At 70.4% G+C, this 15,235-nt stretch carries 9 protein-coding genes; 5 read left to right on the forward strand and 4 right to left on the reverse strand.

All coding sequences use genetic code 11. From position 1 onward, the window contains the following. The first annotated feature begins 13 nt into the window (after positions 1–13). Both WME96_RS29360 and WME96_RS29365 read left to right on the forward strand, forming a co-directional pair. Positions 14–1,405: a DUF1552 domain-containing protein gene (locus WME96_RS29360; RefSeq protein ID WP_437284901.1), complete on the forward strand. Its 1,392-nt coding sequence runs from the start codon at positions 14–16 to the stop codon at positions 1,403–1,405. Then, the gene (locus tag WME96_RS29365) at positions 1,402–3,036 is read left to right on the forward strand and encodes a DUF1592 domain-containing protein (RefSeq protein WP_437284902.1); all 1,635 of its coding nucleotides are present in this window, start codon (positions 1,402–1,404) and stop codon (positions 3,034–3,036) included. The genes WME96_RS29360 and WME96_RS29365 overlap by 4 nt, the downstream gene beginning before the upstream one ends. A gap of 13 nt (positions 3,037–3,049) precedes the next feature. On the opposite strand, the gene WME96_RS29370 is transcribed toward WME96_RS29365, so the two are convergent. The 4 genes from WME96_RS29370 to WME96_RS29385 all read right to left on the reverse strand — a co-directional run bounded on the left by WME96_RS29370 (position 3,050) and on the right by WME96_RS29385 (position 7,738). Beyond that, positions 3,050–3,868 (reverse strand): arylamine N-acetyltransferase family protein, encoded by an 819-nt coding sequence (locus WME96_RS29370; protein ID WP_437284903.1) that lies wholly within the window; start codon positions 3,866–3,868, stop codon positions 3,050–3,052. A 73-nt stretch (positions 3,869–3,941) separates the two neighbouring features. Next, on the reverse strand, positions 3,942–5,015 hold the full coding sequence (locus tag WME96_RS29375; RefSeq protein WP_437284904.1) for a type IV pilus twitching motility protein PilT: 1,074 nt from the start codon (positions 5,013–5,015) through the stop codon (positions 3,942–3,944). 1 nt (position 5,016) lies between these two features. After that, positions 5,017–6,933, reverse strand: a complete 1,917-nt coding sequence (locus WME96_RS29380) for a type IV pilus twitching motility protein PilT (RefSeq protein WP_437284905.1) — start codon at positions 6,931–6,933, stop codon at positions 5,017–5,019. A gap of 274 nt (positions 6,934–7,207) precedes the next feature. Further along, positions 7,208–7,738, reverse strand: a complete 531-nt coding sequence (locus WME96_RS29385; protein WP_437284906.1) for a hypothetical protein — start codon at positions 7,736–7,738, stop codon at positions 7,208–7,210. An 867-nt stretch (positions 7,739–8,605) separates the two neighbouring features. Here WME96_RS29385 and WME96_RS29390 point away from each other — a divergent pair. The 3 genes from WME96_RS29390 (at position 8,606) to WME96_RS29400 (ending at position 14,890) form a co-directional block, all read left to right on the forward strand. Continuing rightward, positions 8,606–9,397: a class I SAM-dependent methyltransferase gene (locus WME96_RS29390; protein WP_437284907.1), complete on the forward strand. Its 792-nt coding sequence runs from the start codon at positions 8,606–8,608 to the stop codon at positions 9,395–9,397. Between the two features lie 46 nt (positions 9,398–9,443). Next, on the forward strand, positions 9,444–9,680 hold the full coding sequence (locus WME96_RS29395) for a hypothetical protein (protein WP_437284908.1): 237 nt from the start codon (positions 9,444–9,446) through the stop codon (positions 9,678–9,680). A gap of 479 nt (positions 9,681–10,159) precedes the next feature. Beyond that, positions 10,160–14,890 carry a copper oxidase gene (locus tag WME96_RS29400; RefSeq protein ID WP_437284909.1) on the forward strand — a complete coding sequence of 1,577 codons (4,731 nt, stop codon included), beginning with the start codon at positions 10,160–10,162 and terminating at the stop codon, positions 14,888–14,890. Positions 14,891–15,235 lie beyond the last annotated feature (345 nt).

Raw genomic sequence — 15,235 nt, forward strand, 5'->3', positions numbered from 1 at the left:
TGGAGACGACGAGATGCGTTATCTTGAGAACAAGCACAAAAAGAGCGATCTTGCGCTGGGCCGACGCGTCTTCTTGAAGGCGCTCGGGGCCGGCATCGCGGCGCCGCTGGCCTTCCGGATGAGCAATCTGGCGATGGCCGAGCCGAGCGCCGCGCCGGTCCGGCTGTTCATCTACTTCGTGCCCCACGGCATGCCCATGGAGTACGCCGAGCCGTACGGCGCGGGAGCGGACTTCCTGAAAGGCTCGACCGTCCTCTCGCCGCTCGCGCCATTCGGCAAATACGTCAATGTCTGCCGCGGGCTCGGCATCAACGGCTTCAGCAACCACGAGGCGGTCTCCGGCGTGCTCACCGGCGTCAAGGACGGCGCCGGGGCCGACTCGATCGATCACCTCATCGCGCAGGCGCTGGGCGTCGACGCCTACAACCTCGGCGCCAACCCGTACCCGAGGAACCAGGACGGGACCGGGTTCGACAAGAACTCCTACCTGATCAGGCACGGCGGCGTCTGGGTGCGCCCCACGGAGGACCCCGCGGCCGCGGCGGCGGACATGCTCGGGGCCGTCGGCGGCGGGCAGCAGGGCGACGGGAGCGCGCCGGCCGCCGACGAGACGGCGTTCCGCAACGAGGCGCTGGGGCTCACCGAGCGTCAGATCGAGAAGATGCAGCGCGCGCTCTCGGGCCTCACCAGCGAGCAGAAGAAGCTCGGGGTGCACCTCGAGTCGGTGCGCTCGCTCAAGGCGGCGGGCGACAGGCCGGTCACGAACGGCTGCAGCAGCAGACCGGCGCTCCCGGCGCTCGACGCCCTGGCGGGCAAGAGCGTCTTCGAGCACGCGAACCTGCGGAGCGTCGTCGACGCGCACCTCGAGGTCGCCGCCAACGCGATGGTGTGCGGCACCGCGCGCGTCGTCACGATGCAGAACCTGTGGGTCAACTGCGATCTCCCCATGAACTTCGACGGAGGCCCCGGGAGCGCGAAGGCGTACCACGGGGCGACGTCGCACTCCCGGGAGGCGCCGGGTCGCACGGAGTTCGCGACCGTCCAGAGCTGGTTCTTCGCGCGGCTCGCGGAGAAGCTGCTCACCCTCCTCGACCAGCCCGATCCGCTCGATCCCGGCAACACCGTCCTGCACAACTCGCTCATCTACGTGTGCAGCGAGATCGGCGACGGCGCGGATCACAACTCGAGCGTCCACGACGTCTACCTCTCCGGGAACCAGATCGTCCACTCGTACCTCCCGGCGATCCTGATCGGCAACGCCGGCGGCCGCATCGCGAGCCGCGGCGTCGTCGACGTCGACACCGACCACGTCAACATGCTGGCCACGCTCGGCGAGGCCATGGGCGTTTCCATCCAGAAGCTCGGCGCGACCCCGGCGCGGCCGATCCAGGAGCTGAAGTCATGAACCGCTGGCAAACGTGGTTGATCGCCGGGCTCTCGTCATCGGTCCTCGCGTGCGGCGCGGGCAACATCGGCGGTGAAGTCGATCCCGAGAAGGGCCCTGTCATCCCCGGCGGCTCGTGCGAGCAGGCGCAGGTCGGCGCTCCGGTGCTGCGGCGGCTCACCGCCCTGGAGCTGGAGAACAGCCTCCGCGACATCTTCCCCGAGCTTGGCGCGGCCGCGTGGTCGGGCGTGCGGCTGGGTACGGACCCGACCTCGGAGCTCGGCTTCACCAACGACGCCGAGACCCTGCAGGTCGGCGCCCAGACCGCGAAGGAGCTGCTGAGCACGGCAGAGGAGGTCGCCGACGTCGTGACCGCGGAGGCCGCGCTCGCCGCCTCGCTCCCGTGCGCGGCGACGCAGCCCGGCCCCGAGTGCGCCGCCGAGTTCGTCGCCCGGCACGGGCTGCGGCTGTTCCGCCGCCCGGTGACCGAGGAGGAGAAGGGCGAGCTCCTGGCGCTCCACACGTCGGTGAGCGGGAAGTCCGACTTCCGCGTCGGGCTCAAGTGGACGCTGGTCTCCATGATCCAGTCGCCCCACGCGTTCTACCGCTCCGAGATCGGCGCGCCGAGCGGCGGTCGCTATGCGCTGTCGCAGCACGAGATCGCGACGGCGCTGGCCTACAACTACACGGGCACGACGCCCACGCCCGAGCTGCTCGACAAGGCGGCGCGCGGGGAGCTCGGGTCGCCGGAGGCGCTCGTCGAGGAGGCGCGCGCGCTCCTGAGCACGCCGCGCGGGCACGAGGCGCTGAGCCGCTTCCTGCAGCAGTGGCTCAGCTACGGGAAGGTCAACGGGATCGCGAAGGAGAACCTCCCCGACTTCAGCACGTATGGCGCCCTCATGCAGGAGGAGACACGCCTCTTCCTCGAGGAGGTCATCTACACCCGCGGCGCGGGCGTCACCGAGCTCCTGACCGCGCCGTATACCTTCCTCGACGCCCAGCTCTCGGGTTTCTACGGGTACGGGAACGTCACCGGTCAGGGCTTCCAGCGTGTGGAGCGGCCCGCGGAGCGGGGCATCGGGCTGCTCGCCCACGGGTCCATCCTCGCCGGGAACTCGCGCATGGACGGCTCGTCGCCCACGCACCGCGGCCTGCTCGTCTTCGAGCGGTTCCTCTGCGGCTACATCCCCCCGCCGCCGGAGAACATCCCCGCGATCACGAAGCCCGATCCGGGGAAGACGACCACGCGCGCGCGCTATGAGCAGATCCACATCTCGGCCGACGGCTGCAACGTGTGCCACGCGAAGTTCGATCCCACGGGCTTCGCGCTCGAGCACTTCGACGAGACGGGGCGCTACCGCGCCGACGAGGGCGGGCTCGCCATCGACGACTCGGGCTACATCGCCGTCGCGGGCGAGGAGCGGCCCGTGGTCGGCGCGAGGGGCCTGGCCGAGACGCTCGCCGCGACGCCGGAGGTGACCGAGTGCGTGAGCAAGCTCGGGTCGACCTACACCTACGGCGGGGCGCTCGGCTCCGAGTGTGCCATCGGTGAAGTCCAGCAGGGCCTGATGAGCGGGGAGATCGGCCTGCTCGAGTTCTTCGCGCGCCTCGCCGGCACCGAGCACATGCGCGCCCGCGTCCGCCGGGAGTAGCCCTCTCCCCTCCTCAGGCGTCCAGGCCGGGGCAGGAGAGCTGCGCCCCGGCCGGGAGCTCCAGCCCAAAGCGATCCCGGAGCACGCCGACGATCGCTTCGCGGTCGAGCTCGACGCGCTCGAGCTGGCCGTGACGGAGCACGCCCAGGGTGCGGTTGCGCAGCGTCACGCGGCCCTCCGGCGTGGGGAGCGCCGCGATCAGGTTGTTCACGAACAGCGAGCCCGGGTGCGTCGACGTGAAGTGGTTCGCCACCTCGTAATCGACAGGGTGGTTCTCCTCGAGCGTGAACGCGTAGAGGTCCTGCGGCTGCTCGCCCATCCTCGACTCGAGCACCCAGAACGACGAGCCCTCCCGGCGGAGGCTGACCACATCGACGTCCTGCGGCTGGAGCTCGCCCTCGACGAGCCGCACGGACCGCGAGAGGCCCGGCCCGCCGAAGCCGACGTCCGCGAGGAGCGGCCCGCCGGGCATGTCGATCAGCGACAGCATGTGAGACCGCGGGGTGATGTCGCTCTGCAGGAAGCGCACCCGCGCGATGAGCGTCGTGACCTTGAACCCGATCCGGCGCAGCACCGCGACGAACAGGCTGTTGTGCTCGAAGCAGTAGCCCCCGCGGCGCGCCTGGACGAGCTTCGCCTGCACGCTGCCGAGGTCGATGCGGATCCCGCGGCCGAGCAGGACGTCCACGTTCTCGAACGGGATCGAGCGGACGTGCGCGGTGTGGAGCGCGTCGAGCACCTCCCGCGTCGGGGCGAGCGCTCCGCGGTAGCCGATGCGGTTCAGGTAGGCGTCGAGGTCGAGCGGATGGCTGTCCTGTGCGGTCGGCTGCATGGTTCGTTCCTGCGAGGATACGCCGGCCCGGGCGCGCGCGGCGCCGCCCGGGTCGCGGCGAAACACTTCTTCATCAAGACAGCGCCTGCGGCTCGGCGAAGAGCCGCTGGAAGCTGTCCTTGTCGATCGCCTTCTCGAGCGCCGCCTGGACGGAGATGGTGTCCTTCTTGACGAGCCGCTCCAGCGCCATGTCCATCGTCTGCATGCCGGCGGAGCGGCCGGCCTGCATCAGGTTCGTGATCTGGAACGTCTTGCCCTCGCGGATCATCGCGGAGAGCGCGCTCGATCCGACGAGGATCTCGTGCGCGGCGACGCGGCCGGCGCCGTCCTTCGTGCGGAGGAGCTGCTGGGCGATGATCGCGGCGAGGCTCTCGGAGAGCATGCCGCGGACCTGGAGCTGCTCGTCGGCGGGGAACGCGTTGATGATGCGGTCGATCGTCGCCGCGGCGCTGTTCGTGTGGACCGTGCCGAACACGAGGACGCCGAAGCTCGCGAGCTGCAAGGCGAGCTTCATGGTCTCGTTGGTCCGGAGCTCGCCGATCAGGATCACGTCGGCGTCCTCCCGCCCGGCGCTGCGGATCGCGCTCGCGAAGCTCCCCGCGTCGGGGCCGACCTCGCGGTGCGTGATCTGCGCCCGGATGGGGCTGTGCACGAACTCTACGGGGTCCTCGATCGTGAGGACATGGCAGGCGCGCGAGCGGTTGATGTGGTCGATCATCGCCGCGAGCGTCGTGGACTTGCCGGAGCCCGTCGGGCCCGTGATCAAGATGAGGCCGCTCGGCCGATCGGACAGCCGGCGGATGATCTCGGGACAGCCGAGGTCGTCGAGGGAGAGGATCTTGCTCGGGATGGTGCGGAAGACGGCCGCGAGCCCGGTGGTCTTGTAGAAGTAGTTGGCGCGGAAGCGCGCCTTGTCGGCGTAGGAGTAGGCGAAGTCGAGGTCGAGCTCGTCGACGATCCGCCGCCGCTCCTCGGGGGTGGTGATCTCGAAGAGGAGCGCCTCCATCTCGGCCGTGTCGAGGGGCGTGTCGCGCACGGCGATCAGCTCGCCGCGGGCGCGGACGAGGGGCGGATAGCCGACGCCGAGGTGTAGGTCGCTGCCCTTCCTGGACAGGAGCTCGTCGAAGAGGCGGTCGATCCTGGCCACGCTAGCCTCCCTTCTTCCCGAAGAGCGCGCCCGCGCGCTCGAAGAGGCCCTTGCCCGCCTCGGGGGCGGCGGCCTTCGAGGCGTCCGGCGGCGGCGCGGGCGGCCGCCTGTCGGGCGTCAGCGCGGGCTGCCGCTTGCCGGCGAGGACGGCCTCGAGCTCGTCGGGCGCCTCCGCGACCGCGAGCGCCGCCTCCAGCGTGGTCTTGCCAGCGCGGACGAGCTCGGCCAGCGAGTCGTCGAGGCGGATGATCCCGAGGCCCTTGCCGCGCTGCTGGAGGCTCGGGATCTGGAACGTCTTGGAGTCGCGGATGAGGTTCCAGAGCGCGACCGAGCCGGGCAGGACCTCGGCCGCGGCGACCATGCGCTGGCCGTCGGCGCTCGGCAGGAGCCGCTGGCTGACGATGAGCCGGAGGCCGCCCGCGAGCGTGACGCGGACCTGCTGCTGATCGCCGGGCGGGAAGAGGTCGATCAGCCGATCGATCGTCTTCGCCGCGCTCGGGGTGTTCATGGTGCCGAGGACGAGGTGGCCCGTCTCGCTCGCCGCCAGCGCCATCCGGACCGTCGCCGTGTCCCTGAGCTCGCCGACGACGATGACGTCGGGGTCCTCGCGCAGCGACGCCTTCAGCGCGTTCTCGAAGGAGCGGGTGTGGGTGCCGACCTCGCGCTGGCTGATCATCGCCTTGCCGCGCGCGTGGACGAACTCGACGGGATCCTCGACCGTGATGATGTGGTGGCTCGTCTCGCGGTTCAGGATATCGACGATCGCGGTCAGCGTCGTGGTCTTGCCGTGGCCCGTCGGCCCCGTGATCACGATGAGTCCCTGGTGATGGCGGGTGGCGAGCCCGATGGCGTCCGGCAGGCCGAGCGACGCGAGGGTGGGGATGCTGCGCGCGATCAGGCGGAAGCAGCCCTTGTAGCCCTGGCGGTGGCGCGCGATGTTCACCCGGAAGCGGCCGAGCGCGCCGAGCTCGAGGGCGAAGTCGCAGGAGCCCTCGGCCGCGAGCACCGGCGCGAGGCGCGCGGGGACGCGAGGGAGCAGGAGCGACTCGACCGCGGCCGGGTCGAGCGGATCGCCGCGCGGCACGAGCTCGCCCGCGACGCGCAGGAGCGGCGGGCGGCCGGCGACGAGGTGGAGGTCGCTCGCGCCCTGGTCGCGCGCCATGGCGAGCAGGCCGTCGAGGGCGCCTGCCTGCATGTCGGCGGACGAGGGCCGCGCCCGCGCGCCCGCCGCGGCCGCGCGCGCGGCGCGGGGCTCCTGGGGCAGCGGCGTGAGCGCGCGCGGGGCCGGCGGGGCGCGCTCGGCGGCCGGCGCCTCGTCGGCTCGCGGGTCGAGGCGCGGGGTCGAGGCGCGGCCCGGGCGAGGCTCGGCGGGAGGCGGGGCACCGCGGAGGTCGATCGCGATCTCGGAGGAGCTCGTGCGCTTCGCCTCGGGCTCGCGCGGCGGGCGCTGCGCCTCATCGGGGGCGAGGTGCTCCCGCATGGAGAACTGCTGCGAGGGGCGGGCAGGCGGCGCCGCGGCCGCGGCGGCCGCGGCGCCGGAGGCCGTCGCCGCGGTGCCGGAGGCGGCCGCCGTTGCGCCGGATCCGGCGGCCGCGGCGCCGGACGCGCCGGTCGAGGGCTGCATCCGCGTCATGCGGGCGTGCACGAGGTCGCCCTGGCGCGCGGCGACGACGGAGATGGCGCCGATGCCCTCGATGCGGATGTGCCACTGCGACGGCTTCGCGCCGAGGGTCTCGATGAAGCGGCCGCCGCCGAGCGCGCTGAGGAGCATGAGGATGTCCTCCGTCGAGAGGGCGGCGGGATCGACCGCCTGGAAGGCGCCCGAGACCTTGACGCTGGGCATGCGCCCCGTGGCCACGGCGAACTCGGTCACCTCGGCGCGATTCAGTTGCGAGAGCCAGGATCGAAGGGCGTTCATCGTCGTCGCTCGTCTCCGCAAGTCGACTCTACCAACGATGAGGCCCGGCGTTTCAAAATGTCGTGCGTGGCCGTCGAGATCCGCAGGTGGACCGCGCGCGCCGCAGGCGTGGTCCACGCGACCACCGCCGCCCCCTCCCCTGCTCGCGCCGCCGCTCCCACCCCTGCCCCGCTCCCGGTACGCCGCGCGGTGAACGCGCGAACGCGCGATCGCCGCGCCGCCCGGTGCGACGCAGCTCACGCCGCGGCCCCTCGGCGGACAGGCGATGTCGGCGCTACTGGATCGCGAGCTTGAGCCGGGCGCCCTTCACGAAGTGCCCCGGTCTCTTGCCCTTGTCGCCGGTCGCCGCCTGGTGCTCCGAGTCGATGGTGAGCTGCATGTTGCCGGTCGACTCGATCTTCTTCATGGTCACCCTGGCGATCTCGACCCATTTCGCCGGACTCGAGCTCTTGGGATCCTCGATCCTGCGGAAGAGCACCGCCTTGGTGCCCGCGGCGACGGGCGTCGCGGTCGTGGCCACGAGCGGCAGCAGGGTCGCGACCTTCCCCGCGCGGGAGACCAGCATGCCGTACACCTCCACGGAGTAGCTGTCCCACTCCCCCGCACCGGGGGCATCAGCGGACTCAGCCAGAGGCGCGCTCTCCGCGACCCCGGCCGCCGCGGGAGCGGCCTTGGGCGCAGCCTGCTGCGCCGCGCCCGGGCCCTCTGCCGAGGCCGCGCTCGGCGTGGAGGAGAGGAGCGCAGCCACGCCCGCCGCGACGAGCGATCGCGAACACCTGGAGAGCCAATTGCCAACCGTCTTCATGCACTCCGCTCCTTCGTTCCGATGTGTTCCGCGGCCCGCGTCCACCCGGCGAGACCGCAGACACCCCGGTGCAAAAACCTTTGATCGTGCCTGAGACTGGCACTTTCCGCAACTCATTTCTCAGCAGCGCTTACCAGCACCAGGACCCGCGCTGTTCAGCCGGCTGCCACGCTCGACGCGCCGCCTCGCGCCGAGCGTCGCTCGGACTGCGTCACAGGCCACCGGCGTTCACCGGCGTTCACCGGCGTTCACCGGCGTTCACCGTTCGGTCCGCTTCTCGCGTCCTGGCGAGCGCGAGGCCGACCGGCGCTGGCTGAGCGGCGCGCGCGAGAGCGCGGCGCGGCTCGCCTGGGCTCACCTGGTGTTCTGGCTCGCCTGTCGTTCTGGCTCGTTCGTCGTTCCGGCTGCCTGGTCACCCGGCTTGACCGCTCGCCCGGGCTCTCCGGCTTGCCTGGCTGGTCTGCCGACGGGGCCGTCAGCGCGCTTCGCGCGAGGCGCGCTCTCGAAGAGCGTCAGGCCCGCGCGAGCGACAGGCGCGCTCGGTCGAAGCGCGCCGTATCTCATTCTTCCCCGTCCGACGAAACCACCTGCGCACAGCAGCGCGACCTCTCCCTCCTCAACATCGCTCCGGGATCATTCCCGATGCCTTCCAACATCGATGACGCCAGATTCGATGTCGGAGTAAAAGTCGCGTTCCAATCAAGATATCACGAACACGTCAAAGCAGAACAGAAATTTTCGAGCGCACACGATTCTGGTGCGCCACCGTGCGTCCGTGTGTGTTTGGCGTGCTCGGCGTGCTCGACGCGGGGCGCTCGTGCGGCGGGCTCGCCCGCGGCTGTAGGATGGCCGCGGAGAAAGAGAGCCATGCCCACCGTCGCCGATCACTACGACACGCTCCTCGCCGAACACTACTCGCGGATGTTCGGGGATCACGACGCCAAGGTCGCCGAGCAGCGCGCGCTGCTCGAGCGCCTCGGCCTGCGCGCCGGCCCCGAGCGCCCCTGCGAGGCCATCGACCTCGGGTGCGGCTCCGGCTTTCAGTCGCTCGCGCTGGCGCAGCTCGGGTTCCGGGTGACGGCGGTGGACACCTCCGACAAGCTCCTCGCCGAGCTCGCCGCGCGCCGCGGGCAGCTCCCCGTCGACCTCGTGCAAGCCGATCTCCTCGAGGCGCTGGAGCGATCAGGCCCCCTCTGCGAGCTCGCCGTGTGCATGGGCGACACGCTCCCTCATCTTGGCAGCAAGGCCGACGTGGAGCGCATGTTCGCCGGCTGCGCCCGCCGGCTCACCCCGGGCGGCCGGCTCGCGCTCACGTTTCGCGACCTCACCCGCGAGCTCGAGGGCGTCGATCGGTTCATCCCGGTTCACGACTCGGCCGATGTGATCATGACCTGTTTCCTCGAGTACGAACCGGAGACCGTCAAGGTGCACGACATCGTCCACACGCGCAGCCGAGAAGACGGCCGGTGGAGGATGTCAGCGAGCTTCTATCGCAAGCTGCGGCTCTCCCCGGACTGGGTCTGCGGCGCGCTCGAAGCGGCCGGCTTCCGCGTCGTTCATCGCGAGATCGCGCGCGGCCTCGTCACCCTCGTCGCGCGCTCCGAAGCCGACGTGGGCCGGGATACGAACAGCGATTCAAATACCTCATCAGGAGGTTGATGACGCGGGCAGGAGAGCGCTACTTTGGTATGGGAGGATGAGACCCATGTCCGAGAGAACAAAGCAGACAGGCACGAAGGACGCCGGGCAACCTGCGGCCGTCAACCGGCCGTCGCGGGATGAGGTCCAGGACCTGCGGCGGGAGCGGGACGAGGCGCGCCAGATCCTGGTCACGCTGGTCGCGGCGCTCAAGCGCGCGACGTTCCGGCACGGCACGTACATCGATGGTCTCGGCGCCGCGATGGTCGCCGTGGATCGGTGGTCGAAGCCGCAAGGCCGATAGTCCCCCGCCAGCGAGGCTCGCCGCGCAGCGCGGCCGGGACGGCGTGTCACGACGTCGTGGACGGGAGCCCGCCCCGTCGAGGGGCCTGGCGGCGCTCCTGGCCAGGACGTGCGGATCGAGCGCCTCGGCGAGGAGCGCCATCACAGCCCCTTGTCGTCCCGTCCGTCGGCGCCTGCGTGGCGGGAGACGCGCTCGACTCTCCAGCATACCCACAGCCCAGATCGAGCACGCGATCGTCGTAAAGCTCGTGTTCCACCCGGAACAGCGGCGCCGCAGGCGGACGCGAGCAATTCTATTTGACGACAATATATCAATCTCACAAAGTCGCTTACCCGGACCTCGGTCCGGCTCTGGTGGCCAGTCTTCGGCGGACGGCCGCCAGCCATGTCGGTGGTGAAGCTCTGGACGAGCGCGGGAAGCGCTGGACGTCCAGGGTAAGACGCACGTGTGTGTGTGTGCGCGCCGGATAGGGGGGTAACTTGTTCAGAAACAAACTGCTCAAAGCGCTTGGCTGGGCTGCCGTGGCGCTCGGGCTGGCTGGCTGCGTTGGCCCGGACGACGAGCCGACCGACGAGGCTCGTGAAGCGGTCGAGAGGGTGACGGAGGAGCGCGCCACGACGGGCAGGACCGTGTACGCCGACGTCGTGGCGCTCGATCAGGTCTACGTTTACAATCGATTCGGGTCGTTCAACCCCGAGGGCATGATGTACGCGCTCAAGCGGGACGTCGTGCCCATCCGGCCGGGTGAGCCGCTCCGCCCCGGCAACGTCATGTTGCGGCCCGGCAAGCGGCCAAGGCCGCTCGTGCTGCGCGTGAACGTCGGGGACAAGCTCCAGATCAAGTTCACCAACCTGCTCCGGCCAGCGAACAGGCGACCAGGCGACTCCCCGAGGACGAGGAGCGCGTCCGTGCACGTCGCCGGCCTCCAGATCAGAGACATCGACGCGCTCGGCGGCAACGTCGGCGACGGGCCTGACTCCCTCGCCGACCCCGGCGAGACGCGCCGCTACGAGCTCTTCGCCGACCGCGAGGGGACGTTCCTCTTCCACAGCGGCACCCCGATAGCCGGCGGCGGCGAGGGGGACGGCGCCTTGACGGTGCTCGGGCTGTTCGGCGCGGTCACCGTCGAGCCGGCGGGGGCGATCGCCTACCGGTCGCAGGTCACGGCCGAGGAGCTGAAGGCCGCCTCGTTCTCCGGGACGAACCCCGACGGCACGCCGCTCATCGACTACGACGCGGTGGACGAGCGCGGCGAGCCGATCCTCAGGATGCTCAACGACGACAACGAGATCGTCCACGGCGACCTCAACGCGATCATCGCCGGCTACGACGAGAGCCAGCTCGACGGACCAATCCCGGTGGCCCGGGGCCGGTTCCGCGAGTTCACGGCGCTCTTCCACGACGAGCTGAGGGCCGTCCAGGCGTTCCCGGAGCTCGACAAGGACGAGGACTTCCACGGCGTGCGCGACGGCTTCGGGATCAACTACGGCGCCTCCGGGTTCGGATCGATCCTCCTCGCCAACCGGCAGCGGATCGGCCCCAGCAAGGAGTGCGTCGAGTGCAAGTACGAGGAGTTCTTCCTGACCTCGTGGGCCAACGGCGATCCAGCGATGGTCGTCGAGCGGGACAGGCGCGGCCGCGCGACGCGGGCGCTGTTCCCGGACGACCCCTCGAACGTCCATCACGCCTACCTCGGCGATCCCGTCTGGATCAGGAACATCCACGCAGGCCCGAAGGAGACGCACGTCTTCCACCTCCATTCCCACCAGTGGTTGAAGGCGCCGAACAACGAGAACGGCATGACCCTGGACGCGCAATCCATCGGTCCGGGCGGGGCCTTCACTTACAACATCACCCGGGCCGGCAACGTCAACCTGACGCCAGGAGACGCGATATTCCACTGCCACCTGTATCCCCACTTCGCGCAGGGCATGTGGGAGCTCATCCGCAACCACGACGTCTTCGAGGCCGGCACGCGCGATCGCTTGCTGCCGGACGGCGAGATCAAGGGCGGGACGCCCATCCCCGCGGTGGTGCCCATTCCGGAGCTCGGGATGCCGCCCATGCCGACCTACAAGCCCACGGTCGTGGAGCTGCCCGGCGGCCGCAAGAAGGTGCGGCCGGCGCTGCCGGGGTATCCGTTCTACATCGCTGCCCAGGAAGGCCACAGGGCCTCTCAGCCGCCGCGCGATCTCGTGGTCGACGGCGGGCTCCCGCGCCACATCGTCACGAGCGTGCCGCCGGGCGGCGCTATCTTCGGCGGGGAGCGCCGCAGGTTCGCTGTGGACCTGATCAAGGCAAACCTCAAGCTGCTGCCCGACGCGGGGACGCCCGCTGAGCTCGACGCCCAGGATTTCCACGCCGGCCTGGTCCCCCCTCGGGCGGAGCGGGTCACGACGCCAGAAGGATTCCCTGCGGCGGCGTATCCAGCGTTCACGCCGGAAGGTGAGCCATCGAAGTTCGTCGTGAACGGCCAGCCGCCGGCGCCGGGCGCGCCCTATGCGAACCCCTGCCCGCCGGAGGCGGGATTGCGCAAGTATCGCAGCGCCGTGATCCAGCTCGACGCCGTTGTCAACCGGCACCGCTGGCGCGACCGGCAGATGCGCATCCAGGTCCTCGAGCAGGACGTCGACGCGACGCTGGCGGGCCGCCGGCCGCCGGAGCCGCTGTTCGTCCGCGCCGAATCGGGCGAGTGCGTCGTCTTCGAGGCGACGAACCGCCTCCCCGAAGCCCTGGAAGAGGACCCGTTCCAGATCTACACGCCCACGGACACCGTCGGCCAGCACATCCACCTGGTGAAGTTCGACGTCACGTCCTCGGACGGCTCGGGAAACGGCTTCAACTACGAGGACGGGACGTTCGCGGCGCAGGAGGTCCTGCAGCGCATCGCGGCGGCCAACGCGCTCGGCGGCGCCTTCTGGGCCGACGGCTCGACCGAGGAGGGCGGCATCCGCGTCCGGCTGATCCCGAAGCAACATTACCGCATGCCACACGCGGGATACGGCCTGCAGACCACGGTGCAGCGGTGGTGGGCTTCCCCGGTGGTGAATCAGAAAGATCAGGATCGCACCCTCAACGCCTCCTTCTCTCACGACCATTTCGGCCCCTCCTCTCACCAGCAGCACGGCCTCTACATGGGGCTTGTCGTCGAGCCGCCCGGCTCGGAATGGTTCGACCCCAAGACAGGAACGCAGTTCGGCACGCGCTTCGACGGCGGGCCCACGAGCTTCCAGGCCGACATCATTCCCCCGAGGGGCTCCCCGCTGAGGCCGTTCCGCGAGTTCAACCTCGCCATCGCCGACTTCGCCCTCCTCTTCGACGAGTGCGGCGACCCGGTGAACCCGCCGACGGTGCAGGAGGCGCCGCTCCCGCTCGCGGTCGAGCACCGCAAGGTGTTCGCGCCGGAGGCGATCTCCGCGGCCGATCCCGGCGGAGGGCTCGTCAACTACCGCAACGAGCCGATCCCGCTGCGCATCGCCAAGCGCGACTGCCATACGGGCGAGGTCAAGCAGAAGGCGAACGCCGAGGGGGAGATGCACAATGTGTTCAGCTCCCGGGTCCACCGCGATCCGTACACGCCCCTGCTCGAAGCGCATGAGGGCGACGACGTCCGGGTGCGCCTCCTCCAGGGCGCGCAGGAGGAACAGCACGTCCTCTCCATCAACGGCAAGAAATGGCTCAGGGAGGTCGCCGACCCGGACAGCGGCTTCACGAACGCTCAACCCCTCGGCATCTCCGAGCACTTCGAGCTCGGGCTCGGGCCCACGGCCTCCGCGCGCAGCGCCGGTGGCCCCGGCGACTACATGTACCAGAGCGCGACCACCGACGACCTCTGGGACGGCATGTGGGGCATCCTGAGGATCCACCCGCGGGGCACCCCGGGCCTCCGGCCGCTGCCCCGGGCCCGGGACGAGGCGCCGCACGGGCCCAGGCGCTTCCCGATCTGCCCCGCGGACGCGCCCGTGACCAGGTATACCGTCCACGCGATCACCGCGAAGGACAACCTGCCGGGCGGCCGCCTCACCTACAACGAGAAATTCAAACTCTACGATCCTGATGCGATCCTGTTCGTCCACGACGAGGATCTTCCGCGCCTCCGCGACGAGGACTACGCCCCGGAGCCGCTCATCCTGCGCGCCGCCGCGGGCGACTGCATCAAGGTGACGCTCGTCAACGACCTGCCTCGCAGGCTGCCGAAGACGCCGCACTGGAACTACAATCCGCCGATCGTCGACGGGTTCAACACCAACCAGGTCAGGCCGTCGAACCACGTCTCGCTGCACCCGCAGCTCGTGTCCTACGACGTCAGGACCGACGACGGGGCCAACGTCGGGCACAACCCGGTGCAGACCGTCGCGCCCGGCGAGTCCCGCGAATACACGTGGTATGCCGGCGAGATCTCCCAGAAGGGCAGGCTCGACCTCGGCGAGCACCGGGCCGTCGAGTACGGCGCGATCAACCTCAAGGACATGGCCGACGTCGTGAACCACGGCATGCACGGCGCCGTCGGCGCCCTCATCGTCGAGCCTCAGGGCGCCACCTGGCGCACCGACCGGGGCACGCGCGCCCAGGCGGATATCACCTTCACGGACGAGCACGGCGCCAGGCGATCGTTCCGGGAGTTCGTGCTCGTCTATCAGGACGAGGTCGCCCTGCACTCGGACAAGGAGAAGTTCCAGTGCGCCGATGAGAGCCTCAACTGCGGCACCGCCCTCCGGAACTACAGCGCCGAGGACGACGCGGAGGACACGGGCCACGAGGCCTTCAACTACCGCACCGAGCCGTTCTGGGCGCGGCTCGGGATCAAGCCCGAGCTCGCGCTTGTGGAGCTCAACGAGAGGGACCTGCGCGATATCTTCGCCGGCGACGATCCGGCGACGCCGATCTTCAGGGCCCGCGCCGCGCAGCAGCTGCGCGTGCGCATCGTGAATCCGTCCGCACACCGGCGCCAGCACGCCTTCGCGCTCTGGGGCGCGGAGTGGCCGCACAACCCCTTCGCCGCGGGGGCGTACTCCCGGCGGATCGGCGAGAACGACGAGGTGCTGAACATCGCCGTCGAGCACCCCGTCGGCGCCATGACGCACCACAACGTCGTCCCGTTCTTCGGCGCGGGCGGGAAGTTCGCCGTCCCCGGCGACCGGCTCTACCTCGACCAGCCGAGCTTCAAGGTCTCCGACGGCCTCTGGGGCATCTTCCGCGTCACGCGGTAAGCGCCTTCGTCACGTCACGCCGGCTCGCCCCCGCCACCAATCCACGAGCTCTCCAGCGCGCCCGCGCCCCGCCGGCCGGGGCGCGGCGCGACGGTGAGCCGGGTCGGACGAGCTCTCGCCGAGACACACGGCTCCGTGCGCGCCGGCGCTCGCGTCTCCGCCCATAGACGATCGCGATGTCGCTCTGTCCGCGGACGAGACAGGCCGAAGATCACGCGAGATTCCCTTTGACCGCGATGTCGCGCGCCTACAGATTCGGTATCTCGAACACCGGGCGGCGACTTCGCCGATACATCGGCGACGGCCCGAACCAGCGATCGGATGGGTCGCGCCGGGCGCGCGCGT

Origin of the sequence: Sorangium sp. So ce406 (assembly GCF_051474675.1) — a bacterium.
GTDB lineage: Bacteria > Myxococcota_A > Polyangia > Polyangiales > Polyangiaceae > Sorangium > Sorangium cellulosum_G.

Coding starts and splice junctions, on each gene's coding strand:
- WME96_RS29360 (WP_437284901.1), top strand. CDS start 14: ATGCGTTATCTTGAGAACAAGCACAAAAAGAGCGATCTTGCGCTGGGC.
- WME96_RS29365 (WP_437284902.1), top strand. CDS start 1,402: ATGAACCGCTGGCAAACGTGGTTGATCGCCGGGCTCTCGTCATCGGTC.
- WME96_RS29370 (WP_437284903.1), bottom strand. CDS start 3,868: ATGCAGCCGACCGCACAGGACAGCCATCCGCTCGACCTCGACGCCTAC.
- WME96_RS29380 (WP_437284905.1), bottom strand. CDS start 6,933: ATGAACGCCCTTCGATCCTGGCTCTCGCAACTGAATCGCGCCGAGGTG.
- WME96_RS29385 (WP_437284906.1), bottom strand. CDS start 7,738: ATGAAGACGGTTGGCAATTGGCTCTCCAGGTGTTCGCGATCGCTCGTC.
- WME96_RS29390 (WP_437284907.1), top strand. CDS start 8,606: ATGCCCACCGTCGCCGATCACTACGACACGCTCCTCGCCGAACACTAC.
- WME96_RS29395 (WP_437284908.1), top strand. CDS start 9,444: ATGTCCGAGAGAACAAAGCAGACAGGCACGAAGGACGCCGGGCAACCT.